Origin of the sequence: Leptospira kmetyi serovar Malaysia str. Bejo-Iso9, assembly GCF_000243735.2 — a bacterium.
GTDB lineage: Bacteria > Spirochaetota > Leptospiria > Leptospirales > Leptospiraceae > Leptospira > Leptospira kmetyi.
Window position 1 is genome coordinate 2955191 of record NZ_AHMP02000003.1, and the last position, 25719, is coordinate 2980909.

General features: G+C 44.0%; 21 protein-coding genes and 1 pseudogene. 8 read left to right on the top strand and 14 right to left on the bottom strand.

Translation table 11 applies throughout. The features are described from left to right. Nucleotides 1-39: 39 nt before the first annotated feature. Together LEP1GSC052_RS16205 and LEP1GSC052_RS16210 are read right to left on the bottom strand one after the other, a co-directional pair. Nucleotides 40-771: an SDR family oxidoreductase gene (locus tag LEP1GSC052_RS16205; RefSeq protein WP_010573206.1), complete on the bottom strand. Its 732-nt coding sequence runs from the start codon at nt 769-771 to the stop codon at nt 40-42. Nucleotides 772-830: 59 nt separating this feature from the next. Further along, nucleotides 831-1724: a fructosamine kinase family protein gene (locus tag LEP1GSC052_RS16210; RefSeq protein ID WP_010573205.1), complete on the bottom strand. Its 894-nt coding sequence runs from the start codon at nt 1722-1724 to the stop codon at nt 831-833. Nucleotides 1725-1835: 111 nt separating this feature from the next. Here LEP1GSC052_RS16210 and LEP1GSC052_RS16215 point away from each other — a divergent pair, with 111 nt between their 5' ends. Together LEP1GSC052_RS16215 and LEP1GSC052_RS16220 are read left to right on the top strand one after the other, a co-directional pair. After that, the gene (locus tag LEP1GSC052_RS16215; protein WP_084492246.1) at nt 1836-2765 is read left to right on the top strand and encodes a glycosyl hydrolase family 18 protein; all 930 of its coding nucleotides are present in this window, start codon (nt 1836-1838) and stop codon (nt 2763-2765) included. Between the two features lie 100 nt (nt 2766-2865). Next, nucleotides 2866-4281 (top strand): hypothetical protein, encoded by a 1416-nt coding sequence (locus tag LEP1GSC052_RS16220; protein ID WP_010573204.1) that lies wholly within the window; start codon nt 2866-2868, stop codon nt 4279-4281. 68 nt (nt 4282-4349) lie between these two features. On the opposite strand, the gene LEP1GSC052_RS16225 is transcribed toward LEP1GSC052_RS16220, so the two are convergent. From LEP1GSC052_RS16225 to LEP1GSC052_RS16260, 8 genes are all read right to left on the bottom strand, one after another. Beyond that, nucleotides 4350-5171 carry an NADH-quinone oxidoreductase subunit B family protein gene (locus tag LEP1GSC052_RS16225; RefSeq protein ID WP_010573203.1) on the bottom strand — a complete coding sequence of 274 codons (822 nt, stop codon included), beginning with the start codon at nt 5169-5171 and terminating at the stop codon, nt 4350-4352. Continuing rightward, nucleotides 5168-6577 (bottom strand): hydrogenase large subunit, encoded by a 1410-nt coding sequence (locus LEP1GSC052_RS16230; RefSeq protein WP_010573202.1) that lies wholly within the window; start codon nt 6575-6577, stop codon nt 5168-5170. The genes LEP1GSC052_RS16225 and LEP1GSC052_RS16230 overlap by 4 nt, the downstream gene beginning before the upstream one ends. Next, complete coding sequence (locus LEP1GSC052_RS16235) at nt 6577-7785, bottom strand: proton-conducting transporter transmembrane domain-containing protein (RefSeq protein ID WP_010573201.1); 1209 nt, start codon at nt 7783-7785, stop codon at nt 6577-6579. The genes LEP1GSC052_RS16230 and LEP1GSC052_RS16235 overlap by 1 nt, the downstream gene beginning before the upstream one ends. Further along, entirely contained in the window at nt 7782-8402 is a 621-nt protein-coding gene (locus LEP1GSC052_RS16240) for a formate hydrogenase (protein ID WP_010573200.1), read from the bottom strand. The genes LEP1GSC052_RS16235 and LEP1GSC052_RS16240 overlap by 4 nt, the downstream gene beginning before the upstream one ends. Before the next feature lie 16 nt (nt 8403-8418). After that, a complete protein-coding gene (locus tag LEP1GSC052_RS16245) occupies nt 8419-9306 on the bottom strand; it encodes an NADH-quinone oxidoreductase subunit H (RefSeq protein ID WP_010573199.1) in 888 nt (295 codons plus the stop codon). Then, a complete protein-coding gene (locus LEP1GSC052_RS16250) occupies nt 9273-10994 on the bottom strand; it encodes a proton-conducting transporter transmembrane domain-containing protein (protein WP_010573198.1) in 1722 nt (573 codons plus the stop codon). Before LEP1GSC052_RS16250 ends, LEP1GSC052_RS16245 begins: the two co-directional genes overlap by 34 nt. A 22-nt stretch (nt 10995-11016) precedes the next feature. After that, complete coding sequence (locus LEP1GSC052_RS16255) at nt 11017-12966, bottom strand: alginate export family protein (RefSeq protein WP_010573197.1); 1950 nt, start codon at nt 12964-12966, stop codon at nt 11017-11019. 174 nt (nt 12967-13140) lie between these two features. Further along, on the bottom strand, nt 13141-14109 hold the full coding sequence (locus LEP1GSC052_RS16260; protein ID WP_020986827.1) for a sodium-dependent bicarbonate transport family permease: 969 nt from the start codon (nt 14107-14109) through the stop codon (nt 13141-13143). A gap of 698 nt (nt 14110-14807) precedes the next feature. On the opposite strand from LEP1GSC052_RS16260, the gene LEP1GSC052_RS16265 reads away from it, so the two are divergent. The 3 genes and pseudogenes from LEP1GSC052_RS16265 to purT all read left to right on the top strand — a co-directional run. Then, nucleotides 14808-16439, top strand: a complete 1632-nt coding sequence (locus tag LEP1GSC052_RS16265) for a helix-turn-helix domain-containing protein (RefSeq protein ID WP_040913650.1) — start codon at nt 14808-14810, stop codon at nt 16437-16439. Between the two features lie 132 nt (nt 16440-16571). Continuing rightward, a complete protein-coding gene (locus LEP1GSC052_RS16270; RefSeq protein WP_010573194.1) occupies nt 16572-17732 on the top strand; it encodes a FecR family protein in 1161 nt (386 codons plus the stop codon). A gap of 77 nt (nt 17733-17809) precedes the next feature. Beyond that, a pseudogene (gene purT, locus LEP1GSC052_RS16275) lies at nt 17810-18985 on the top strand (formate-dependent phosphoribosylglycinamide formyltransferase); the annotation flags it as partial. A gap of 4 nt (nt 18986-18989) precedes the next feature. Here purT and LEP1GSC052_RS16280 read toward each other — a convergent pair. Continuing rightward, nucleotides 18990-21413, bottom strand: a complete 2424-nt coding sequence (locus LEP1GSC052_RS16280) for a 1-acyl-sn-glycerol-3-phosphate acyltransferase (RefSeq protein WP_010573192.1) — start codon at nt 21411-21413, stop codon at nt 18990-18992. 107 nt (nt 21414-21520) lie between these two features. Here LEP1GSC052_RS16280 and LEP1GSC052_RS16285 point away from each other — a divergent pair, with 107 nt between their 5' ends. Beyond that, nucleotides 21521-22309 carry an LIC13411 family adhesin gene (locus LEP1GSC052_RS16285; protein WP_040913651.1) on the top strand — a complete coding sequence of 263 codons (789 nt, stop codon included), beginning with the start codon at nt 21521-21523 and terminating at the stop codon, nt 22307-22309. Nucleotides 22310-22317: 8 nt separating this feature from the next. On the opposite strand, the gene LEP1GSC052_RS16290 is transcribed toward LEP1GSC052_RS16285, so the two are convergent. After that, nucleotides 22318-22722 carry an LIC13410 family lipoprotein gene (locus tag LEP1GSC052_RS16290; RefSeq protein ID WP_010573191.1) on the bottom strand — a complete coding sequence of 135 codons (405 nt, stop codon included), beginning with the start codon at nt 22720-22722 and terminating at the stop codon, nt 22318-22320. A 95-nt stretch (nt 22723-22817) separates the two neighbouring features. Between LEP1GSC052_RS16290 and LEP1GSC052_RS16295 the strand changes: the two genes are divergently transcribed. Next, nucleotides 22818-23792, top strand: a complete 975-nt coding sequence (locus tag LEP1GSC052_RS16295; RefSeq protein ID WP_010573190.1) for an NAD-dependent epimerase/dehydratase family protein — start codon at nt 22818-22820, stop codon at nt 23790-23792. 4 nt (nt 23793-23796) lie between these two features. On the opposite strand, the gene LEP1GSC052_RS16300 is transcribed toward LEP1GSC052_RS16295, so the two are convergent. Then, nucleotides 23797-24246, bottom strand: coding sequence for a MarR family winged helix-turn-helix transcriptional regulator (locus LEP1GSC052_RS16300; RefSeq protein WP_370739519.1), 450 nt, complete (start codon nt 24244-24246; stop codon nt 23797-23799). A gap of 37 nt (nt 24247-24283) precedes the next feature. Further along, entirely contained in the window at nt 24284-24769 is a 486-nt protein-coding gene (locus tag LEP1GSC052_RS16305) for a glutathione peroxidase (protein ID WP_040913097.1), read from the bottom strand. Between the two features lie 176 nt (nt 24770-24945). Here LEP1GSC052_RS16305 and LEP1GSC052_RS16310 point away from each other — a divergent pair, with 176 nt between their 5' ends. Next, the gene (locus tag LEP1GSC052_RS16310; RefSeq protein ID WP_010573187.1) at nt 24946-25701 is read left to right on the top strand and encodes a type 1 glutamine amidotransferase domain-containing protein; all 756 of its coding nucleotides are present in this window, start codon (nt 24946-24948) and stop codon (nt 25699-25701) included. Nucleotides 25702-25719 lie beyond the last annotated feature (18 nt).

Here is a 25719-nt window from a genome sequence, read left to right on the forward strand (position 1 = left end):
ATTTTGAATTCGATTTTGAAACGGAAAGGTTCCGCATGTTTATGCATTTTTGATCATTCTGTAAATCAAGGAAGGAAATAGTCTAAGCGCTACTCCGAGATACTTTACGACTCCGATTCCGATATATTCCCTGTCCTTTTCCAACGCGGCGATAAACTCGTCCGTAAGCGCGGCGGTGGTCAACTTATTCTTTCCTCGTCCTGCGGTCATCGGCGTATCGACTTGAGGAGGAAGCATTTCGATCACCTTTACGTTCGTTCCTTCGAGTTGATAACGAAGCGCTTCCGTAAACATATGAAGCCCGGCTTTCGTTCCGCAATAAAGAGGTGCGGAACGTTTCGGAACCAACGCCAGACCCGAGGTTACGTTGACGATCGCCGCATTGAAATTCGATTTTAAAACGGGAATCAAAATGGAAATCAGACGAATCGGAATCGTCAAGTTGGTTTGGATTTCCTTTTCGATCGCATCCGTTTGATCGGGGTCCTTGGAAAAATCCGGATTGAATTGAATTCCAGCGTTGTTGATCAAAATGTTAAGCGAAGGATATTTTTTCCGTATTAAAGTAATCAACTTATCGAAATCGGCGGGTTTTGTAAGATCGCATCGAACGGTTTCGATTCCGGGAACGGAAGACAAACGAGAAAGCGATTCCTTGTTTCTTCCCAATGCGATGACCGTGTTTCCCAGACCCGCAAATCTTTTTGCAAGTTCCAAACCGATTCCGGAAGTTGCGCCTGTGATTAAAATCGTATTGCCCGAAAGTTTCATGATCCGCTTATCTTCTTTTTACAAACGGATCAAGCAAGCAATTCATGAACGAGGAAGAATTAACTTTTACCGTAATAGCGAAGAATTTGTCTGAGTGAAGAAAGATAAGAAGGACCGAACAGATTGATATGGACCAAAACGGGATACATCTGCCAAAAAGGAATTCTATCCTTAAGATGTTCCGGATCGTCTATGCCGCAAGAGGAAAGAATTTGTTGCATCTCTTCCAGATTTAAGGAACTTCCAAATAAGTTCAACATCGCAAGATCCTGTTCGGGATGAGAAAACGAAATCGAAGGATCGATCAGATAGGAATGTCCGTTTTTTCCGGTGAGAATATTTCCGGACCAGAGATCTCCGTGGATCAATCTCGGTCTGCTTTGATCGAGGGACCATTCTTCCGTAAACTTTTGAAATACTTCCGTAACGTTTTCCACGTCCTTGGCCGTAATCAATCGTCTTGCGATCGCCATATCCAATTGAGTTGTTAAGCGACTTTCCCAAAAGAATTCCCGAAAACTCGAATGCCAACGATTCTTTTGCGGAAGCGTTCCAATGAAATTATTCCTTTTCCATCCCCAAGAATTCGAATCCTTTCGATAGAGAAGTTTCAGACTTCGGATTAAATCTTCGCGAGCTCCGGAGGTTGTCGCGCCGGATTCGATATAATCCATTACTAAAAGCCAGGAAACTCCGGCCTGAACGATCCCGTAACATTCTGGAACACGAGCGCCGATTCGAAAGAGTTGTTCCAAGGATTCTTTTTCGGTTTCTGCCATCTCCTTGTTTGCGATGACCTTAACGGCAAAGGTATGATGAGGAACGGTTGCGAGATAGATTTCGTTTAGACTGGAGGAATGAAAACGTACTTTGGGTCTGGACCCGGAATTTACGATTCCAAGTCTTTCCAAACCGTCGCAGATCGCTTCTTCTAAACCCGCTTTGATGACCACAAATTCGCTTCCTCCCGGATGATTCCGGTTCTTTTCATCTGATTAGAAAATCGGTCTGAAAGGTTCCCGGATTGATTGAAATTTATGAAATCCTTTTATAATCCGTAAGACGTGAACATCCTAAGAATTATTACCATACTATCGTTGTTTGTCGGACACACACTTTGGGCGACGGAACAAACGTTACATTGGAATTACGCGCTCTTCGTTTCGCTGGAAAAAGGATCTAACTCCGATTGGGTGGATGTTTGTTCCAAATCCCACACGATCAGTTATACGGGGAATGTCATATTATCAAATGGCAATTTCAAATCCTCGGCGTTGCCCAAAGGATTTTTGGATTTATGTAAGAATTATAAAACTCGATTGATTCCTTTGATCACTGCGGCGGGGAAAGCGGGTTCGGGATTTCTTAAATCGGATCGAACGATCGAAAACGCGACTTTAGAACTTTCAAATTATTTAATACGAAATCCGGAGATCGCCGGTTTGCATTTGGATATCGAATTTCTTCCTTCGTCCGAGATTTCGAATTTTAGAAAATTCTTAAGGGCGTTGAAGAATAAATTGGCGAAAGAAAAAGTGCTTACGGTTGCGATCCTTCCTCAAATCGATTTTCCAAATCGAAATTCCGTCGTTCATGCGGATATTTTAACCGAGGAAGCGATCGACGAGTTTGTGCTGATGAGCTACGATTTCCATTCTCCCCAAACGGCTCCGGGTCCGGTGACTTCTTTTTCTCTGACAAAAAAAAATTTGGAATTCTTATCCGAACGAATTCCCGGTTCCAAACTCTGGCTCGGACTTCCTTTGTACGGTTACTTCTGGAATCGAAACGGTAAAACTCGGATTCTCACCCAGAAGGACCTTCGTAAGTTTCGCGAGAATTCCCAAATCGTTTCGGACTCCGACGGTTTCAGCGTTCTCAAAAACGAGAACGGAATCGGTTTTATTTCCGATCCGAGTACATTAGAAATGTTTAATAAATACCTTTCAACTTTCGGTTTGAAAGGAACCGCCTATTGGAGAATCGGTTTTTAATGGGTTCGGATTTTTGATTCGGAACCAATATTCAATTTTACATTTCTTTTCTCCCCTTTAAACTTGGAGCCAGGTTTCGTTCTTTTCAAAGAGGTTTTTTGTGCAGGAAGTTCATCGATATTTGGATCAATATTTGGAGGAGAATATTCTCCAATCGGAAACCATTCATAGGATGCAACATGTCATTCATGAATTCAGCAGTCGCGCTCCCAAGGTTCTTGTTACAAAATGTATCGACGGTCGCGTTCACGGAAGCAAGCTGAAAGGTTATCCGGTGACTACGATTCGTTTCGGTAGAACGGACGGAAACATCGTTTCCACCAATCTCAACAACTTCTGGTTTTGGAATCGGATCGATCGTTTGATCAACGACGCGATCTGCAACACTCCGAACACTCCCGCTCTTTTTATCGCGTATATGCACCGATCCGATCTTCCCGGACTCGGTTGTGCGGCCCACAACCACGACGATATCGCGGCGAGAAAAGCGATTCGTGAACAAACACAAGCCGTTCGCAAAATTTTCCGCAAAGACAGACTCTATGTTATGGAAGGAATTACGAACACGGATACGATGGCGGAAACTCTGATCTTCGAAGACGGAAACAGTTTGGATACGACGGAGATCATCCGAGATTTCGGATTCGAACATTCTTCCGATATTTTTCACCGTGCGTTTTTGAAATATCCGATCAAAGATCCTTCCACGGCGAGATACGTTAATTTTAAAACTCCCGAAGAACTACTCGCGGAACCCGAACTTCTTTTTTACAACGACTTTCAAACCGCGCTTTGTATGAAGTCCTATCTCATACGCGAAGTGACTTCGATCGTCGTTTCGGACGACTTCGCTTCCCAAAAATTGATTCAACCGGATCTATTCAACGCGTTGATTCAAAAACTTTTTGCGGTTAAGGACCTTCCGCCTCTTTTGATTCCAGCGCTTTTGTATCAATCCCTCTGGAATATCGCGTATTCTTTGTATCACGGACGCAAAATCAGTTTTCTAAACGATACTGAAAAGTGGAAGATTTTGGATCACGCGGAAGAATTGATCTGTTACGGGGACGGCTTCGAACTTCTTCAAAGAAACAAAGCGATTCTCGTCAAAACGGGAAGAGGAAACGATACGGACGCATTGAACGTGGCCCGAAAAGTATTGGAAAAGAATCGTTCGAAACAATCCGAGACGGGTCCGATTCTCATTCATCTCAACGTCGAAATTTCGGGGGAACTTTCGTCTTGGGAAGATATCAACGAGAACATCGCTTCCAAAACGAACACTCTCCTAAGAAACTTGGAAGAAGTTTTTCACGACGTGGAAACGATCGTGTTGACCACCTATTCTTATCGGGATCAAAAACGTTTTTATCCGATTCATACCAAAAAGGACAAACGGATCACCTACCCGGTGGATCTTTTAAACGGAATCAACTCCGAAACTTTGTTTTCCAGTATGGGTTTAAAATCGAGGGAAGCGCTTTACGCGACGGAAAGGATGGGAAAATTCATTTAAACCCGAACGGCCGAAATTCTTTCGAACTTCGACACATTCAGGTTTTTGAATTTTAGAGAATTCTTATATTATTTTTTCTCTCTTAAGCCTTGAACGTATTTTGCGAGTTCCGCTCTAAAGGAGAATTCTCTGGTTCCCATCAGATAACGAAACGCCGATACGATCACGTCCGGACGAGGAGGGTCTCCTCCGATAAAAAGATCCGGTTCCTTCGGAAGTTTGCCGAGTTTAAAAAGTCCTCCGGCAATCGCTTCCGATCCCGCAGCTACGAGCGCTTTCGGAGAAGGCATGGTTTCCCAAGCGGTATCCAGTGGTCCTTCCATGTTCGGTCCGACCGGTCCCGAATACACAAGAGCATCCGCGTGTTTCGGAGAAGCGACAACACGAATCTTGCTCGCTTCGCTGTCGAATAGAGCGTTGAAGCTCGCGTTGATTTCCGCTTCGGTTGTATTGTTACCGCTCGCGGCGACTTCTCTGAATTGAAATCCGGTTTTCTTCGTGGCCTTTCTGAATTGTTTGACTTCTTCGGTTTCGACTTCCTGTCTTTCGTCCGGCATTCCGTTCGTATAAGTCACCTTAAGCGCTTCACGATCGATGGAATACACGTGAACAAATCCGGAATCGATGATCTTTCCATCGGAACAGGATTCGGAACATCTTCCACACTGCAAACAAGCTCCGTAATCGAAGCTGATCTTATCCTTGGAAATCACTTTGAGAGAATGTGTAGGACAAACCTGCTCACAAGACTTACAAGAAAGACAGGATTCGGTCGGCGATAAAACTGGAACCGGAATCCCTCTTGCGTTCGGATTCAAAGGAGAAACTTTTTTGTAGTTCATCGTCTTTGCGGGACGAAGAATATTCAATATCTCGAATATAATTTTCATAGGTCGACTCCCACATAACTCAGGTTGAAGGATTTGTTGTTCAACGGAAAGTCTCCGATGTATTCTCCCCTTACCGCCAATTCAAGAGCGTGCCAGTTCGGAACGGATGCCTCGCGGATATAGGCTTCTTCGATCGTTCCTTCCGCATCCAAATCCAAGGACACGAGAACCGGTCCTCTCCAACCTTCGACCGCGGAATAATACGTTCCTTTTTTAACGGCCGATTTGGAAACGGACTTGTTGAGTTTCGGATCCAAAGCCGCTTCCAATTTAGGAATCGCTTCCACGAGCCACTTGCTACTGTTCTTCAATTCTTCGTAACGAAGATAGAATCTAGCCCAAGCGTCTCCTCTCATGTGGTCTCTGTTCAATTCGAGAGAAATCGGAGAACTAAACGTATAAGATTTTTCTAAATTACGAAGATCTCTGCTAAGTCCCGTGCATTTCTCCACCATCCCGATAAATCCGAGATGTCTGACTTGTTTTTGTCGAATCACTCCGCAGGATTGAAGTCGTTCGCGATTTGTGGACGCTCCAGCCGCTCGTTCGAAATGTCCCGCGACGTCTTCCGTTACGGAACGGATTCTTTCCGCGAGTTCGTTCAACTTATCGCGGTTGAGTCCTTTTCGAAGCGCGACCTTGCCCGGAGACAACGCGCCTCTTCCGAAACGATTTCCGGTAAGAGCTTCCATCACTCCGAGAGGAATTCCTCTTTGCAAAGAACAAACTCCTTGCAACGGATAATAACCGATATCGCCCGCGATGGCCCCCATATCTCCGATATGGGTCGCGATTCTTTCCAATTCCAAAAGAGCCAATCTCGCGAAATCCAACTCTTGAGGAATTGCGATCTTTTGCGCTTCTTCGAAAATTCTCGAAAACGCGATCGCATAAGAGATCGTGCTGTCGCCCGAAACGGCTTCCGCATAAGGCAAAGAATCTTTCGGTCCTTTTCCTTTGATCAGATCGATCAATCCGCGTTTTTGAAATCCGAGTCGAATGTCGAGATTTCGGATCTCTTCGCCTTTTACGATAAAACGAAAATGTCCTGGTTCGATCACGCCCGCATGGATCGGTCCGACCGCGTGAGAATAATGACTCGCTGGAATCGGTACCTTCAATCCCTTATATACTAAATCCTTAATGCCTTTTTTCGTTACGAACTTTTCGAGATCCGTCTTACGATCGGCGTTGAGATATCTTTCGAAATCATAGGAAGAATAATCCTCTTCTCCCTGATCGGTTCCCAAAGAATGTCTCAAAATCCAAATCGGATTTGCGGTATCTTCGAAGGCTTCCTTTTCGGAATATTCCACGGTTTCATGGCTCACTCCTTCGCTGGAAAGCCAAAAACGGTTGTAACCTTTTTTGCCCTTTCTCGGGTATAAACCCGTTACGCTACGCATTAAAACTCTCCTTGAAGCAGGTGATAAAAGCCCCAAACACCGAGACCCAACACCATGATAAAAAGCAGAAGCGAGTTGGTCATACGGATCTGCAACGTTCCGGCGAACTCTTTCGCAAAAGGTCGATCTTCCAGATTAAAAAGAGGAACCGTTTTGTAGAGCAGAACTCCGAAGAAGATCAGTCCCAAGAAAGGAACCGTAATCACGAACCACTGTCCTTGATTCCAACCCATCTTTAAAAGAAGAAGGTCGTTTACGAAAATCGGAGAACCGGGAAGAACGAACGCGACGAACAAAGAGGCCGTGTAAAGCGCCAGAGCTTTTTTGTTGATCGATTCGGAAAGAAAGATCTTACTCAATTCTCTTTTGCCCGCGTCCATTCTCACGATTCCCATCGTTAAGAAAAGAACGGACTTCAATACGATGTTTCCGGCCATCACGAAGTTGAAGATCGAATCGGACAAATCCATCCAAAGAAAGATTCCGATCGCGCCGCTGTGAAATAATGCGACCTTTGCGGTCATCATTCTCAAGTCGTTTCGTTGATAAAGCGCGACGATACTTTGCAACATCGTTACGATTCCCAAGATCAACAATCCGTCCGCCGCGCTGAACGTGGTCGGATACAATTGATGATCCATGTGAATGAAAGGACGCAACGCGTAGCTCACCGCAACGGGAACGAAGGACGCGATCAACGCGGAAATCTGACTCGGACTTTCGCCGTATGTATCGACGACCCAAACGTGATTCGGAAACAAACCGAGCTTTGCGGAATAACCGAAGATCGCCAACCAGAGTCCGATTTCGATCCAGAGATTTTCGGGATGTTCGGATAACTTACCGGCAAGAACTTCTACGGGATGATCGATTCCGTGTAACGTTGCGGTTACGATGATGATTCCCAAAAACGCGATCCCAAGACCGAAGGAATTGATCAAAAGAAATTTCCAAGCGATCGGAAACGATTTCGAAGTTCGGCTTGAAGATACGAGCAAGGCCCCGGTAAAGGTTGTCGCTTCGATCAAAACCCATTGGAGCGCGAATCCTTCTAAGTTCCAAGCCGCGAAGGTTAAACCCGTGCAGAGGATCATCAAAAAAGACCACATCGTGATCTGCCTTTGACCCTTGGTAGGCGCCAAAATATAAGCGAGAAGAATCAGGAATAGAACCGCAATTCCGATTCCGTTTAAAACGAGAAGATTCATGCGGACACCTCTTCTTTTTCGTTCTCGGAAGAACCTTCCATGCTGATTCTCAAAGTGGCCGCGGCACCGATGATAAACACCGCGTCTAAGAAGGAACCGAACTCGATCCCGAGCGGAAGTTCCGTTCTCAAAATCTGAGTCAAAAGAAACGTTCCGTTTTCAAAGACCGCAAACGAAGCGATCACCCCGACCCAATGACGTCGAACCACGAAACCGACCATTCCCACGTATAAAATCAAAAACGTGTAAAGAAAGGACATCTGATTCACTTCACCGAATCGAAATTTAGTAAAACCTAATATTAGAAAACCCACGATCGCTCCGACCAAAAGGAGCGCAAACGTGGGAATATAACCCACTTTCGGAAACGTGGATTCGACGGAGTTGGTTCTGCGCGCGGTCCAAAAAAGGATCCACGGAGTCAAAACCACTTTAAAGAGTACGATCATTCCCGCCAAAAACAAGCTGTGATTTCCGTAACCTCCCTCTTCGAAAAGAGGAACCAAAAGAAACACGCTTTGAAACGCAAGAAGAAGTACGAGTCTCTTCAAGCGGTTCTCCAAAAGGATGACTACTCCGAGCAGAAGAAGAATTAAATAACTGAATTCTGTTCCCATAAAATTTTCCTTAGGATCAACCTAGCTTGAGAAGAATGCCCAAGAAGAGCATGAAGATAAAGTTCAAACCGAGCAACTCGGGAACCCAGAGCCATTTTCTTCTCGTGCTGTTCGCTTCGATATAACCGACACAAACGGAAACGAAAAGCGCTCCGAGAATCGCGACGAGATCGAGCCAAAAAGGCGACACGGATCTACTTATGAAAAATTCTCCGTGATAAACTCCCATCTTTGCGACAAAGAGAAATAACGCCGCCGTTTTGAACTGTTGCGCCATTTCGAAAAGAGCCCTTCTACTTCCTGACGCTTCGAGCAACATCGCTTCGTGAACCATCGTAAGTTCGAGGTGGGTTCTCGGATCGTCAAACGGCGGTTTTGCGAGTTCGGCGAGAATCACAAGAGAAGTCCCTAAAAGGAAAAGTCCTCCGAAAGCAAGGCTCGCGAAGTTCGCATTAAAAACGAGGTGCGATTCGAACACCACGAGAACCAAAATCATAATCGGCTCGCAGAATACGTAAAGAATCACTTCTCTCGCGGCGCCCATTCCCGCAAAGGAAGTTCCGTTTTCGACGGAATAAGCGAGTAACGCGAATCTCATGATACCGATTAAAAACGGAATCAGAAGAAACGATCCCCATTCGAAACTCGCCAAACTCCAAACGACAAGTCCCGATAAACACGCGATCAAAGGAGAAGCCTCGGTGAAAAATCCGGAGAACGGACCGTCCACCGGTTTTTTCCGAATCATCCGCAAAGTATCGTAGAAAATCTGAAGAACGGGAGCGCCCACTCTTCCCTGCGAATAGGATCGTATTTTTTGTACGAGTCCTCCGCAAAGAAACGGAAGAGTGATAAACGCCAGAACTCGGATTACTGGGTCAATGTACTTAAGAATAATTTCCATAAATCTCCCTCGACCAACTTCAAGCCGATAATCAAAAACAGAAGAATCACAACCGTCACGGAAGAAAACGCGAGGTTGATCGAGATCGATTCTTCGTCGGCCTCGTTTACGCGCGTCTTAAAGGCATTTAAGAATTTTATAATTCCGTGAAGTATGCCTTCGTCTAAACGGGAATTTCCTTGCTCATTGGTGAAATATCTTCCCAACGAAGGAAACAACGGATCGGAGATACCGTCCGAAGGAATCGCAACGTCCGCTCCTCCGTAGTTACCCCCGCAGTCCCAAAGTTTTCTTTTGGAAATTTTCGTTCTGAATCCGAGAAGTCCCACGAAAACGATCATACCGAGTCCGATAAAGTTCACGATCGCAAGACCTTTGTACCATTTCTCATCCAACCATTCGGTTGTCGGAGAATAATAAACCGTGTAGGCTGAAATTCCCAAAGAAACGACGAGGATCAAAATCCCGCTCAAAAACAAAGAATAATAAACCGAACGAGAAGGTTTGTGCTCGGGCCAGTTCGTTCTCGGTCTTGATATTACCATCCCGAGAAAAATTCTCAAGTGACCCGCCGCGCCCAAAACCAAACCGGAAGAAACGAGAATCAGCAATGGCAAAACGAGAATCGCGCTTTGTCCCGGAATTTCCAAAACTCCGGCGACTAACTTTACGAAGGTGGCTTCCGAAAGAAACCCGGTGGTTCCCGGAATCGCGAGAAAGCTGATCGTTCCCAAGCTCAAAAGAGAAGTCGGAATTCCGGAAATTCTCCCCACGCCCGTGTTCTGATCTACATTAGAAAAACCTGATATTTTTGTGAGATATCCGATCGAAAGAAACTGAAACGTTTTACTGATACTGTGATGGATTAAGGAAAGAATGAACAGAAACGAAAAGGATCGGCTCAACACTCTTAGATTCTCCACTTCGCTGTCTTTCCACAACGCGGAAAGAAGAATGCAGAGAAACAGAAAGTTCATATTCTCCACCGTACTGTAAGCGATGGCCTTCTTCGCGTCCCTTGAAAATAAGGAAGAAAGTCCGGCCCAAAGAACTCCGAATCCCGCAAGTGGAATCAAGATCTTGATATAGATCGTATTCCCGAGCCAGGGCGCCACAAGTTGATGAAAAAGAATCAAAGGAAGATTCACCAATACGCCCGAATAAGCGGCCGACGCGTGCGCCGGAGAACCGGAGTGAGCTTCGGGAAGCCAAAAGTGAAAACCGAAAAACGCGGCTTTTACCAAAAGACCGGCCACCAAAAAGACGTTTCCGAATTCGCTTTCCGGCGAATAGATCCAATACGTAAAACAAAACGCTCCGACTCCGCCAGCGACGACTAACGCGATAAAACTTTTGATCGAGTTCGGAGTCCATTTACCGCCTTGATAAAGAAGAAATGCGCTTACCGTGGACAATTCCCAAAAGAGAACCAACCACAAAGTCTTTCCTACTAAATAACAAAGTCCCGTACTGAGAAAGAAAACCGCGTAACCCAAAAGGACCGTGGTTCTCTTACGGTGTTCGTACCCGTAGACATATATCGAGGTGATAATCCCCAAGATTCCTTGAAGAGTAAGACCAATGAATATGGCCGTGTCCTGTCCGAAAAAATTCTTACCGAGCACCTTTCCCACAAGGAAAGGCGCGATAAGGGACATTGCGACTATCAGATAAGATAGAATGATCATCGGCTTATTAAGCCTCCTTTTTCTAAAGAGCGGCGTTCACTTGAAAGAAAAATACGCTGGCGTTGTTCGCCGAAGTATGTTGCTTCATAAACGCGGACGGGTTCAATTCAAACTGACCGGTTGATCCGTTGTAGAGCAAAGGACTGTTTCTGTAATTTCGAATCGAATTTCCCGCGATCAAGAATCCGGCTCCGGTCCAGATGGACACGTTGTCGTTCACTTGAAACATCCACGTTAAATCCAATTCGTTATAAATGTTTCTACCTGTCGAATAAGATTGCGTGTAAGCGTTTCCTGTGTAGTTTTCCGTGGAACCCGCAGCCGCAATCGTGCCGGTTGCGTTAGTCGTCGTTGCTACGGGAGAAGAAAGTGCGGAACCCGCGATGGAGTTGGCGCCTCCGTTGATCGCGTACCAAGCGTCGTTTTTCTGAACCTTATCGTTGATGATATAAGCGACTTGGAACATACCCCATTTTTCGTGTTTATAGGTGATGTTCGCGTTCCAAGAACTGAGGTTCTTCGTATCGATGTTTTCGGAAAGACCCGCTACGTTGTTCCAATAAGGAATCACGCCGAAACGAGGGTTAACGAGTGTTTGAAACGTTCCCACGCTTCCGTCCGAGCGGTTATTATCCCCTGAGGCATACGTATATTGCGCGCCCACTCTCAATTTATCCGCAAACGTATAACCGGTTTGAACCACGTGAAAACGTCCCGAGTATTTCACTCTTTCGGTTTTCATATCCGCAAGAGGAGCTCCTTCGATGTTGCCCGGAATATCGTAACCCAAATATTGTTTATGAATTCTTTGTCCGTTATAACCATTCTGCCACGCACTTTCAATCGTCCAATCCCAAGACTTTCCTTCGGGGAGGTTGTTCTTGTTGGTTCTGTTCGTAAGACGAAAACCGGTCGTGTAAAGCATATCGCTTTGTCTTTTCCGGTTTTGCGCGAGAACGTCGTCCGCCGTGGACGCGGGGGTCGTCTGAGGAATCCATTTCTTAACGACGTCTATATTATAAACGTCTAATACGGCTTCGTTTAGAATTTTGATGGAATTGTAGGTACCGAAAAGAGTCGTATCCGACTGAGAAGCGGACGGATTCGTATTCGGCGTAGTGGAATTCACTTTCGGGTCGTTCGCCGAAAGAACCCCGTTCACACCGCTTTGAGTCCAATACGGTCTCGCCATAAAAAAGTGAGAACTGAAATTCTCGTAATCGAACATAACGCGCGCGCCGTCATAGGACAAACCGTTGATCGTCCAGTTTGCGCCCCCGAGCATTCTCTGATCGCCGTAAGCCCAAATCTGTCTACCGACTTGAACCTTTGCATCCAGAGGAAGTTTTTTAATCATCACGAACGCTTCCCGAATGCTCGTGCTGTTCGGAGCGATTGAGTTGTTCGGTTTACCCGGAGTGTTCGGATCCGAACTTAGAGTAGGTGTGTTGTTGAAAAAACCGGAACGAATGTCCCCGACGTTTGCGGGAGATTCTCCACCCCAAACTCGAGTGTCCTGTACCGTGATCTTGAAAGTCACGTAAGGACTCGGATCGATCAGAAAGTAAAACGCAGAAGTCTGCATGATCCGATCCGTATACGCGTGATTGGATTTATCGAAGTTTAAGTTATTTCTGGATTCGTATCTGGGTCTCAGATAAAATCCCAATTTGATCCAATCGTTTACCCAAAGTTTATTCGAGTATTTGTTAACCGTTTTAGCGAGTTCGGGCTCGATAAACATATGTCGATTGTATTCGGCGCTCAGTCCGCCTTTTTTCATCGGAGAAACAAAATCGGCGTCGTCCGTTTTTGTTTCTGTTGGTTTAGCGGCGGTGGCTGGATCCGATGTTGCGGGTTTAATCTCCGCGGTCGGAGTGCCTTGAGCGAAAACGGCTCCAGTCCCGGAGGAAAGGAGAAAGAACAGAATGAAACCTATTTTGAATGTGTTTGTTTTTTGGTTCGAAGTCATTTTGATTTAACCTTCGTTTTTATTTCAGTAAAAAAGAATCTTATACTTCGATACGAAGCTCTCCGCAAGGAAGAGATTCGTACGAGATTATTGAATGCTAAAGTATGAATCGGTTCTCGACGATTTTCCATAAAAAAAATGGGGAGAATCGTCGAGAAAACCGGCATCTTCTCCTTAGGTCAGAGTCACCAAGTAGTAGTAGAGAGGAATTCCCGCTACGATGTTGATCGGGAATACGATCGAAAGCGCAACCGTGAGATAAATACTCGGGTTTGCCTCCGGGATCATATCCTTCATAGCGGCAGGAACCGCGATGTAAGATGCGGAAGCGCAAAGCACTACGAACATCAGAGCGTCGCCGACCGGCATTCCGATAATTTTCGTAAGAACCAAACCTAAAGCCGCGTTCACGACCATCAAACCGATTGCCGCCGCGATTAAGAAGAATCCTACGTGAGCCAATTCCTTAAATCTACGAGCAGCGGAGATTCCCATATCCAAAAGGAAGAAAGTTAAAATCCCTTTGAAAAGATCATCCGCAAAAGGTTTCTCGGCTTTCCAACCGGAATCACCGGTGATGTAACCAACGATCAAAGCTCCCACAAGAAGATAGATGGAAGAACCGAAAAGAGCTTCGTGAAACAACGCTTTCCAGTTGATCGCTCCACCGCCGTTCATCTTGTTCTTGTTCAGACGATCCAGAATCACCGCGATTACGATCGCCGGAGATTCCATCAAAGCCATACCGGCAACGATAAACCCGCCGTATTCAACTCCGAGGTTGTGCAAGAATGCACCCGCAGTTACGAAGGTCACCGCGCTGATGGAACCGAAAGAACCGGCCAAAGCCGCCGCGTTGTGCTTATCCAACTTAATCTTAAGAACGAAATAAGCGTAAATCGGTACCGCAAGCGCCATGATCGAGCAAGCGAGCAGAGTAAAAAGGTGCTCTTGGCTGAAGGCGGTCTTGGAAAGCTCGTGTCCTCCCTTAAAGCCGATGGCAAAAAGGAGATACATTGAGAAGAATTTAGACAACGATTCGGGGATTACCAAATCCGATTTGAAAAAGACCACTCCCATCCCGAGGAAGAAGAACAACACCGGCGGGTTCAGCACATTTTCTAAAACTGCGTGCATATCCATAATCAGCTAACTCCATGATTTTAAGATTCCGAAACCCGATTTAAGAGTTCAAACTGAGCCGCGGTAATCTCTATTTACAAGGGAAGGAAAAGAAATTGAAACCTACTCTCTACAATCCCCTACTGAGGGAATAGACTTTCCAGGATTATAAAATTGGACAATCACTTTTTGAAAAATCGGATTTCTTGGAAAATTTTAGCAAACCGTACAAATTCTCTTGGGCGACATAAAAAGAATCTGAAAATTAAACCTTAAAGCATATAACGTATGCCGATTGAATCACGCATCCTTGCTTAAAATAGAATTCAAATCGTTAATTTATGAAAGAATTGCTCGGGATTTATACCGGTTTTTCGCAAAAAAGAAAGTCTTTTCCGCGGGGGAAAGATTTCTAAAAAACTGTCTAACTTTATAAAATTGGAAAGTGAAAAGGGTTCCCGTTTTAAGAAATGAAAATTCACGTTTAAAAATGAAGAATTTTCTTTTTTAGAAACGAATTTTAAAAAAGTACTGGTGCAAACTTCATTTTCCGGGAAAAATCCATCCTAAAAATATCGAGGGCGAGAAAGGAAAAAAAGAAATCGAAGCAGTCCGGTTTTCCGGGGAAAAAAATAAAAACTCAATTTGCTTCAGAAACGTTTTCAAAAACGATGATATCTCCTTCGGTAAATATTGCGAAACAAGGACTCGGAAACGGAATGTATAAGAATCTAACGTCGAATTTTAAAATTTTTACGCTGATTCTCGGTGTTTTTATTTCCTTTTCTCCGATCCTCGCCCACCCCGAATCCGTATTGTTGGATCAGGACACTTCCTCTAAAAACATCAGTTCTTTGATCGAATATCGTTATAGAGGTCAGCAATTCGCGGGTTGTTCCCCCGAACATATCGTAGGTTTGGAAGATCTCGAATGGCATCCGATTTCGAGCAACGTTCTTCGCGTAAAAAGAACTCCTTTTGGAAACTGGCTTCGTTTTAGCGTACACAACGCGGAGCCGATCGTACAAAGCAGAATTCTTTTATTGGGATGGTTGAACGTTCCCGATACGCAACTTTGTTTTTTTGATAAGAATGGAAAATTCGTCTCGGCGAGTTCCGGATATTCCGGTTCGACATCGGATGAAAAAATTCTCGCGTCCTTACCGCATTTCCGGTTGGATCTGGAACCGAACGAGACCAGGATCTATTATCTTTTCGTAGTATCCAACGAGGACATCAATTACAGAATCCGAATGCTCGGTCTGGAAGAATACGAACTTCACAAAAGACTCAGATCCATCATTCCCTATTCGATCATAGGAATCGTAGCGATCGCGGTTTTTTATTCTTTGTTCGGTTATTATCGCTTCAAAAGCCCGATCTTCATCACGCTTCCTTTATATATCGTTTCGGTGTTGATCACGTTTTATTTTTTACACGGTCGAAGTTTCGCGGAAATCGCAGGAAACACGAACAACTTATTCAGACACAGTTATTTTCTATTCCTAGCGATCTCGCACGTTTTCCTGTTTTTGTATCTGTTTACGATCGATAGGGCCAATCAGAAAAAAGTATATCGTTCGATGTTTTTTTGGATCGCGAGCGCCCTGGGAATTTTATATTCTTTGATTCCTCTTTTGCAATCCTGGTACGATCATAGAATTCTTCTTTTAGTGGCTACAGTAGGACTTTCCTCGTACTACTTCATCCGAGTTCATTATCAATTCTTTCGTCCCAACTCTCCGATCGGTTTGCTTTATACCGCGTCTTGGACGGCGTTTCTGCTTTTGGATACGTATAAAACGATCTTTCATTTCGATTTTTATCCGTTTAATTCCTTTTCGGTTTTCGGAGTGGTGCTGTTTCTTCCGTTCCATTCCGTTTTGGCGAGTTTTGCATTGAACGAATTTTTCAATCGAAGAACCGCGCAACAAACCGAAGAAAAAGAATCCGCGCAAACGAGAAAGTCGACGACGAGTTCCCTCAACGTAAGCGAGATCGTTCAAAACGTGAAGAATCTTTTGGAAAAGAAAAAGATCTATCTTCAGAAATCCCTGAAAGAGGAGAATATCGCCAAGGAACTCGGTTTAAGTCTTCATCAACTTTCCGAAATCATCAACGTAGAATTCGGAAATAATTTTCCTTCGCTGATCAATCAATACAGAATCGAAGAATCCAAAAAACTTCTTCTGGATCATCCCGAGGAAACCACCGCGGAAATCGGAAGTCGCGCTGGATTCAGTTCCAAATCCACTTTTTATCTCGAATTCAAAAAGTTCACGGGAACCAATCCGAACGCATATCGCAGAAAGAAGATGAAAGGCGAAGCCGCCTTCGGTAAACGAATCTAAATTCTCAAATTGATTTGAATTTATCCGACTTTGGAAATAAAATATTCTCCAATGTGGAAATTTTCGATTTTCTGACGGTTGTTTCTAACAGATTCGATAGAACGATTCATATCATCACATTAGGAAATTAAGATGCGAACTAAAATCCTTTCCGCGCTGTTTCTCGCGACTCTAATCTTCTGTTCTAATTTTTCATGCCGTTTTATTTCGTCTTTGTTGATCAAAGACGAACCCGTTCCGACCGGGATGATCGTCGTTTTTCAGAGCGGCGACGCGGAAATTCTTCGGAACGGAAAAAAACTAAAACCTTCGGTCGGTCTGTTGCTTAAGGAGAACGATCGACTTCAAACCTCTTCCGGATCGATCGACATTCAAACTGGAAACGGCGAAATCATCCGTATCAAATCCTATACGAAACTCGTTCTAAAAAATATCTCCAACCCGCAAAAAAGAGAAACGAATCTCTATGTACAAGCCGGCGAATTGTTGATCAAAACCAACAAACTCAAAACGAACGAATCGTTTTACATTTCCACTCCGACAACGGTTGCGGGCGTAAGAGGCACTACATTCTCCTTTGAACTTACCGACGGAAAACCTCCCAAGGTAAAAGTTTACGAAGGCGCGGTCGCGATCAGTTTCAAAATTCCGAAGGAGATTTTGGAAGACAAAGAAGCTAAGGACAAAGAACTCTATCAGGAATTCATAACATTCTTGGAAAAGAACGAAGTCGTTTTAGAAAACGGAGAATCCTCTTACGTGAAGCCGGATCTCGATCATATGATTCAGTTGATCTTGACGAGAATGGAACAAAACGAGGAAATCGCCAAGGAATTCGAAGCGATTCGAAAGATGGAAAATCATTCTCCCGAAAAAGCGGCTTTTACCGAATCTCCGCAAGAAACGGCCGAGATCGAAACTCTCGTTCAGGTGGATTCGAATCTGGTCGCAAAAGCATTGACCGAATCCAATCCCGATCCGAATCAACCGGTGATCTCTTCGATTTCTTCCGAGATTCAAAACGATCAGAATTCTAAACTGGATCAAGCCTTGGAAAATATCCAAAACAAAGCGGAAGCAAGCGGACTCAAAGACGAGGCTAAAATCCGGGAATACTACAACGTTCTCGAGATCGTCGTAAAAGAAGACGGCACAAAACTTTCCGGCGCGATCGTGACTCAAATCGGAGATCGATTGATTCTTCATACTCCAAGCGGAGTGGTTCGCGTCAATAAAAGCGAAGTCAACTACGTGGACTATCAGACCTTTCAAATCAAAACGAAAACCAAATAAGAATCGAAATGCGCCGAACGAAATTTGACATTTCGATTCGATTTTCTTTTTGATCTTTCGAACAATTCTTTCAGTCTGCCAGCAAGACTATGAAAAAGAAAATTCTTCTCTTAGGATCGGGAGAACTCGGCAAAGAATTCGTGATCGCGGCTCAAAGATTGGGGCAATACGTTGTCGCCGTCGATTCTTACGATAACGCGCCTGCGATGCAAGTCGCTCACGAAAAAGAAATCATCAACATGTTGGACGGAGATCTTCTGGATCAAGTCGTCGCAAAACACAAACCGGATCTGATCGTTCCCGAAATCGAAGCGATTCGAACCGAACGTTTTTACGATTACGAAAAACAAGGTTATCAAGTCGTTCCTTCGGCAAAGGCCGCAAACTTTACGATGAATCGTAAGGCGATTCGGGACTTGGCCGCAAAGGATCTGAACCTTCTCACCGCAAAATATTTATACGCGTCCTCCGAAGAAGAATTGAGAAAGGCCATCGAAGCATTAGGACTTCCTTGTGTTGTAAAACCTCTCATGTCTTCCTCCGGCAAAGGACAATCCGTCATCAAGTCCGAGGAAGAAATTTCCAAAGCCTGGGAAGCCTCGCAAACGAAAGGCCGCGCCGGAGCCGCGGAAGTGATCGTAGAAGAATTCGTTCCTTTCGAATCCGAGATCACTCTTTTAACCGTTACTCAAAAAAGCGGCAAAACTCTTTTTTGTCCTCCGATCGGTCATAGACAAGAACGGGGCGATTATCAAGAAAGCTGGCAACCCGCTGAGATTTCGGAAACACAACTGAAAGAAGCTCAGAGAATGGCGGATGCGGTTACGAGAGAGCTGACCGGTTCGGGAATCTGGGGAGTTGAATTCTTTTTAACGAAGGACCGCGTTTATTTTTCGGAACTTTCTCCAAGACCGCACGATACGGGAATGGTTACGTTAGCCGGAACACAAAACTTCAACGAGTTCGAACTTCATCTTCGCGCGATTTTAGGAATTCCGATTCAGGAAATCACACTCGAAAGAAAGGGCGCAAGCGCGGTGATTCTTTCCGGTACGGACGGTAAAACTCCCGAAGTGAAAGGTTTGGATATCGCATCGGGAATGTCCGAGTCCGACTTTAGAATTTTCGGTAAACCGGTTACGAGACCGTATCGAAGAATGGGCGTAACGCTTTCTTATTCAACAAAGGGAGAAGAAATTTCCTCACTTCGCAAACGAGCGATTCTTCTCGCTTCTAAAATCAAAGTCGATTGAAGAATTAAGAAAATTCGTCCGTGCACATATTCGCATAGTATTGGATTAAATTCGGATCCAATACTTTTGCGTTTCCGTTCTCCAAAGAGATGATCTTTCTTTGTTTTAAAACCTTAAGACCTCGGTTCAAGATTTCGTCGGAATCCTGAGTGAGATAATTTCCTTTTTTGGTAAGAATGGTTTCTTTGATCAGATTTTTCAGATCGCCGACGGCAATATCGGAACCGCTTTCTACAAGCAAACGTGCGATCAATTGATTGGGAAGAATTCTTCTGTATTTTCTCCAACCCTGCGTGATCTCGAATCCGATCGATCCGGTCGGGTCCTCTTCGTGTATGTATCTTGAAACCGGAATCGGTTCGCAAAGATCCATATAAACTTCCGTTCTTTTATAAAAGAAATCCTTAAAGCCCGGCTTCTTATCGCTTCCGCAGAATTCTTCGTCTTCGGGAACGTTTTCGTAGGACAACGCGATCGGAACCACGATCACTTCCGAACCCGTATGTTTGTAGGCTTCCACCGAAGTGGATAGAATTCCCGTTTTAATCGGAATGATTCCGCCTGTTCTCGAACGCGTTCCTTCCGGATAAACCAAGGTCGGAATTCCGGCCTCCAACATCATCGTGGAGTACTGCGTTAAACATTCTAAATATAGAATATTACGATTTCGTTTTCTATCCACCATATAGGCGCCGAGGGATTTCAAAACGTTCGCCAAACCCGGAGTCGCCATCACTTTTTTATCGGCGGCGTATCTCGGCACGGGAAGGCCTAGCCATTTTAAACCGAAGGCGACTTCGACGGAATCCAAATGCGATCTATGAGTCGGAGTATAAAGAATATCGTATCTCGAAGCGAGCGCCTTTACCTCTTTGACACAACCGCCGATCTTCGGCAATCCCGCGCCCGGTTTAAAACCGCTTAAGACGTAACGAGTCGGAGCGATCAAATGAATCAGCGTATCCCTCAAAAAAGGTTTATAATCGTCGGCGATTTCCGAAACGTAAAAATCCAGAATTCTCGTGATGTCTTTGCTACCCTTTTCCTGAAATTTCTGCTCGAGTTCCTTCCAAAGTTGTATCTCTTTCGGAATTTGAATCAGATCCGTGATATCGTTCGATTCTTGCGCTTCTTTATAACGTTTTTCTAATGCTTTTACGAGTAGAGAAGATTGTTTTACGATTCGATCCGCCATTCCCGGTTGTCCGTTGATATGACGAAAAACATTCTTACCCAAAGCTTCTTGGAATTTTTTACCGGAAGCCATTCCCAAACCGGAACGTTTTGTCGCCGTTTTGGAAATATGACGCACCTCGTCCGATGTCGATTTGGAAACGAAGCGGATCAACTCGGTCGGCGAAACCCTTCTCGTAAGAATTTGAAACAAAGTGTTGTAGAGAGGAATTTCGATCTTTTTTTCCTCCGCCAAAGCGGTGATAGACGCCAGAGCAAACGCACCTTCGACGTGACTTTCGCTTTGACTGACTTCCTTTTGGATGAACTCGGCTGGGTTAAAAAAGAGTTCGATTCTTTCGATTAGGTTCGGTTGATCTTCTCCGGAAATCAACTTATGAACGAATCTATGTCCGTACGCTTTGTTTCTACTAAAACGCGAAGTGCAGGACGCAATCAAATCGGCGAGTCCGTAGTCTTGCACGGGTCTGGTCGGAATTTCAAGAGCTTCCAAAAGGGAAATGATCTCCGAATAACCGAGGCTGATCAATTCTCCTTCGAAGTTGCTTCCGCATTCGGGAATGCCGGACGCGATTCCGCAAGCGATCGCGATCGGATTTTTCATCACTCCGAACACTTCCAGACCGACCAAGTCCTCGTACGTTTTCGTATGACTTCTCGAATCTCCGAACAAGGTTTCGAAAATTTCCACGGATTCGGAACCCGAAGAAGCGAGACAATAAAAACTATGATGACCTCGTTTGAGTTCTCCTAAAAGATTCGGACCGTTGACGGCGGTATATTCGATATTCTTAAATTCTCCCGCGCTTGAAAGTTTTTGAATATATTCAGAATATGTAATGCAATTTGTCTTTCTTCTCGTGGCCGCGGACAAAAGACCTTTCGTAAACGTAAAAATATAATGCGAAGAATTCTTATCCAGAACCTTGCTCAACTCGTCCAAAATTCCTTCCATCAACCGAGACGGGACCGCGATGATTAAAATCCAAGATCCGTTTTTTAAAAAATCGAACTCGCTCTTTACGCGGATGTTTTCGGGAAGAGTGATCGAATCCTCGAGTATGGTTGTGATTCTTTCCTTTTCGATCTTTGCGGCTCTTTTTCGATCGTCATACCAAAGACAAACTTCCTTCGCTTGCGGTGAAAGATAAGTGGAAAGAAAGACTCCCATCGGTCCTCCTCCCAAAACGGCGATATTGGCGGAAATCAGTGCGGATGGTTTTATTTCTTCCATTCTGATTGCTATTGAGAAGCGAAGAATGCGGGAAACAATCAGAAAACACCTTCTTTCGTTTTCTTTTTCCGGGTTGCGTAAGGAACAAATCAAAACAGAGTGGGTTTGTGATTTTATCCGATTCCAAAAAGAAACACCGCCGGTTGTTTTTTTTCATATTCTCGATTTGTTTTTTCATCGGTTCGACAAATTGCGCGACTTATCTTCAAAATAGAAAAAACGATTTTAAAGATATTTTCACCGCGGGTGTGGAAACTCCCGGTTACGGAATCGGATTTAGAATCGGTCCTTTAGCCGGAGGTTTTGTTTTTCAAGGCGGTGAAACCGCGCCGGGTAAACGGGATTTAGGAAAAGGTTACGGTCTTCGCGGCGGTTATTTCGGTTCTTATCGATCCCAACAATTGATCTTCGGAATTTTAGGAAGCGATACTTTTTTTCCATTGGGTGTTGAAACACAAACAACCGAAACGGAAGAATCTTCCGAAGAGATTTCTCCGGAAGTCGCGGAAGAATTAAAAAATCTGCAAGACTCAAAAACTCCGGGCGACAAGGTTCCCGAATTTTTAAACGAACGATACAACATCAAAAGTCAAAAACTTCGATATCTTTCCTTTTACAATATTCCAGTTGCGGAAAGAAGAAAAAGAAAGAAGGAAGAATTCTACAGACGATTTATCGAAGAACAAAGTTTCGATCGAAACGATCCGGCAATTCAAAACGCATTACAAGCTTTGAATAAAAAGAAAGACGGCTATCCGAAAAGTTTTCTTTATCAGATCGAAATTTACTTGGGGCTTTATGCGGGAATCAGACTCGGATTCAATCCCGCGGAGCTTCTCGACTTTTTGGTCGGAATCGCGGGATTGGATTTACTGGAAGACGATACTGCGGAGTAAACCCTTTCTTAGAGTTTATATTCCATTTTTTTAATCACACCTTTCTTATCGATCGTGAGTTTGATGAACTTCGTATCTTCCGTGATCGCTGCGGGTTTTTCCGCCAATGTCTTATAAGAATTCTTTTGATAATCGGTGGAAACCAAATACCATTCCAGAACCGCGCCGTCTTGCGTGTTGAGTTCCACGGATGGAGTCCCTAAAACCGCTTCCGCTTTGATTCTTTTGTCACCTTCCTTAACCATTCCCACTTCGAAAGTTCTAATATCGGAATTGGGTTGAAACTCTTGTTTTGGAGGTTGTTTTTTCTCCTCGGAACGGCAAAAGGAAAGAACGGACATACAAGTTAAAATCAAAAGCGCTGAAAAAATCTTTTTCATCGTATCCTTCTCTAAGTTTGGATTTTGAACCACAAGTATCGTTTTTATTTTCGCTCTGTCGAGATTAAAAATCGAAATGGAATTTAAAAAATTCTTCTTTATCCTTATGGAAGAATCACGATGGCCGCATGTACGAGAAAGAAAATTCCGTTAAAACCGTTTTCGTGACCGGAGGAAGCGGTTCCTTAGGTCTGATTCTCGTTCCGGAATTACTCAAAGAGTACCGAGTCGTTTGCATCGGAAGAAAACTTTCTTCCTTTCCCGATACGATTCGTTTTCATTCGAACTTCGTTTTTTACGAAGTCGATCTTGAAAACGAATCCGATTTTTCCATCGAAGAAAATTCGAATTTCATCATCCATCTTGCGGGCAAAGTAAGCGGAGAAGCTTCCACCTTGGAAGAATACAGAAAAGGAAACGAACTTTCCACGCGAAAGATTCTCAAGTTCGCATCCAAGAATAAAAAAACCGGAATCTTATTTTCAAGCTCTTCTTCCGTTTACGGATTTTCGGATCGACCCGTAAACGAATCGTCTTCGTTAAACGGAAATACGTTTTACGCGATTTCCAAAAGAGAATGCGAAGCCTTGATCCAAAAATCGAAAAACCAGTTCGTAATTCTGAGGATCGCATCGGTTTACGGACCTACGAATAAAAGTTTTCTAAATAAGGTTCTGACTTTGTTTCGGTACGGAATTCTTCTTTATTCAGGAAATCCGAATTTCAAAAAATCCATGGTTCATTCTTCCGATGTGATCGCTGCGATTTTACTCGTATTAGAAAAATGGAATAAAGCTTCCGGAAAAACCTTCAACGTCGCGTATCCCCGCGCCTTATCTTCCGAAGACATTCGGATTCTTCTTTCAAAACTGATGCCAGGAAAATTCTTTCTAACCTTAAAACTCAAAGGGTTGATTCTATTCTTGTTCAACGTTGCGAACGGAGTTTTGACGAAGATTACGAAAAAGAAAATCAATTTGGAATACATCCAAGAATCTTCGATCGTAGTTTCGGATCGAATTCAAAAAGAACTGGGATTTCGGTTTCGTACGGATTTTGAGGAAGGAATCGCGGAAATTCTAAAATCCAAAAATAGAATTTAAAAATTTAAACTTCCGCTTTTTCGGAAAGAAGTGAAAGCAAACGATCCAAATCGTTTTTGAGATCGTTGAGACTTTTTTTATCCACGTCGAAATTTTCCAAAAGACGAGTCGGAACGCAAAGCGCTTTGTCCTTTAACTTTTTACCTTTGCCGGAAAGAAAGATTTGAACCGAACGTTCGTCTTCTTCGGAACGTTTTCGAATTACAAGTTCCGAATCTTCCAGTCGTTTTAACAACGGTGTTAAAGTTCCCGAATCTAAATATAATTTTTTTCCGATTTCCTTTACGCTACATCCGTCCTCTTGCCAAAGCACGAGAAGAACGAGATATTGAGGATACGTAAGTCCCAGCTCGTCCAAGATCGGACGATAAAGAGCGGTAACCGCCCTTGAACACGCATAGAGCGGAAAACAAATTTGATTTTCAAGATAGAGGTCTTTCGCGGTCGTCATAATAAGATTCCGTCCCATTTTCATGGGACGGTTCGGTCTTTTATTTTTTTAGGAGTTCCTGTATTTCTTTTTCGATCTTTTCCGGAGTTGTCATCGGAGAAAAACGTTTGATGACTTTTCCTTGTTTGTCGACTAAGAATTTCGTAAAGTTCCACTTGATCGAGTTTCCGAAAAATCCGGACGCCTCGTTTTTCAAAAAACGAAACACAGGGTGTGCATTGTCTCCGTTTACGTCGATCTTTTTGAAAATCGGAAATTCGACTCCGTAATTTCTTTGACAGAAAGCTTTGATCGTTTCATCGGAACCGGGCTCCTGATGTTTGAACTGATCGCACGGAAACCCGAGAACCTCGAGTCCGTTCGTTTTGTATTTGCTGTAGAGCGTTTGAAGTCCCGCATACTGAGGAGTAAAAGCACATTCGCTCGCGGTGTTCACGATTAAGAGAACCTTACCTTTATAATCTTCCAATTTTTGATCTTTGCCGCTGTTGAGTGTTGCGGTGAGGTCGTACAATGTCTGGCTCATTTCAATCTCCATTTAGATTGTGCACAATTTAATTTTACAAAATACATAATTCTCCCTTTCGTCAAGAAAATTTTTACCCGTTTTCTCGAAATCCGAGAATAAGTACATTTTTAACCGAACGCGTATCGAAACATTCTAAGGTGTTGATTTTTTTCGAGAAAGGATAGAATCGATCCATGGCCGCTAAGAATAAAATTCTCATTCCTCTTCCTTCCGTTGACTTCGATCCTTCCGAAGCCGCTATTCCTTGGAAAACCCTCAAAGAGAACGGTTTCGAAGTTTTTTTTGCGACTCCGAACGGCAAACCCGGAGTTGCGGATTTTAGAATGCTCACAGGCAAAGGACTCGGAATTTGGAAACCTCTTTTGATCGCACATAAAAAAGCGAGAGCGGCTTATGACGAAATGATTTCCGATCCTCAGTTTCAAAATCCTCTTTCGTATAAGGATTTAAAACCGGGGAATTACGAAGGTTTGATTCTTCCCGGCGGTCACGCTCCCGGAATGAAAGAATATTTGGAATCGAAAGAACTTCAGAACTTTGTCGGGTCGTTCTTTGCGACGGGCAAACCCGTGGGTGCGATTTGTCACGGGGTCGTTTTGGCCGCTCGTAGTAAATTGCCCGGAACGGATCGTTCCATTCTTTACGGAAAAAAAACGACCGCGCTTTTGAAATCGCAAGAGATGGCCGCTTGGAATTTAACGAGATTGTGGTTGGGAAATTATTATCGAACCTATCCGCAATCGGTCGAGGAAGAAGTTAAATCGAATCTGAAAGATCCGAAAGACTTTCACTTCGGACCGAAACCGATCTTCCGAGACAATCATAAGAAGTTAAAAAGAGGTCACTCGCTTACGGACGGAAATTACGTTTCTTCAAGATGGCCGGGCGACGCGCACTCGTTCGTAATTTCCTTTATGAAATTGTTTTAATTCGTACGCGCTTAGGTC

Excerpts from the sequence above, each read along its gene's own strand:
- LEP1GSC052_RS16205 (WP_010573206.1), bottom strand. The coding sequence starts at position 771 with ATGAAACTTTCGGGCAATACGATTTTAATCACAGGCGCAACTTCCGGA.
- LEP1GSC052_RS16225 (WP_010573203.1), bottom strand. The coding sequence starts at position 5,171 with ATGAAAATTATATTCGAGATATTGAATATTCTTCGTCCCGCAAAGACG.
- LEP1GSC052_RS16230 (WP_010573202.1), bottom strand. The coding sequence starts at position 6,577 with ATGCGTAGCGTAACGGGTTTATACCCGAGAAAGGGCAAAAAAGGTTAC.
- LEP1GSC052_RS16235 (WP_010573201.1), bottom strand. The coding sequence starts at position 7,785 with ATGAATCTTCTCGTTTTAAACGGAATCGGAATTGCGGTTCTATTCCTG.
- LEP1GSC052_RS16240 (WP_010573200.1), bottom strand. The coding sequence starts at position 8,402 with ATGGGAACAGAATTCAGTTATTTAATTCTTCTTCTGCTCGGAGTAGTC.
- LEP1GSC052_RS16245 (WP_010573199.1), bottom strand. The coding sequence starts at position 9,306 with ATGGAAATTATTCTTAAGTACATTGACCCAGTAATCCGAGTTCTGGCG.
- LEP1GSC052_RS16250 (WP_010573198.1), bottom strand. The coding sequence starts at position 10,994 with ATGATCATTCTATCTTATCTGATAGTCGCAATGTCCCTTATCGCGCCT.
- LEP1GSC052_RS16255 (WP_010573197.1), bottom strand. The coding sequence starts at position 12,966 with ATGACTTCGAACCAAAAAACAAACACATTCAAAATAGGTTTCATTCTG.
- LEP1GSC052_RS16260 (WP_020986827.1), bottom strand. The coding sequence starts at position 14,109 with ATGGATATGCACGCAGTTTTAGAAAATGTGCTGAACCCGCCGGTGTTG.
- LEP1GSC052_RS16265 (WP_040913650.1), top strand. The coding sequence starts at position 14,808 with ATGTATAAGAATCTAACGTCGAATTTTAAAATTTTTACGCTGATTCTC.
- LEP1GSC052_RS16270 (WP_010573194.1), top strand. The coding sequence starts at position 16,572 with ATGCGAACTAAAATCCTTTCCGCGCTGTTTCTCGCGACTCTAATCTTC.
- LEP1GSC052_RS16280 (WP_010573192.1), bottom strand. The coding sequence starts at position 21,413 with ATGGAAGAAATAAAACCATCCGCACTGATTTCCGCCAATATCGCCGTT.
- LEP1GSC052_RS16295 (WP_010573190.1), top strand. The coding sequence starts at position 22,818 with ATGTACGAGAAAGAAAATTCCGTTAAAACCGTTTTCGTGACCGGAGGA.
- LEP1GSC052_RS16305 (WP_040913097.1), bottom strand. The coding sequence starts at position 24,769 with ATGAGCCAGACATTGTACGACCTCACCGCAACACTCAACAGCGGCAAA.
- LEP1GSC052_RS16310 (WP_010573187.1), top strand. The coding sequence starts at position 24,946 with ATGGCCGCTAAGAATAAAATTCTCATTCCTCTTCCTTCCGTTGACTTC.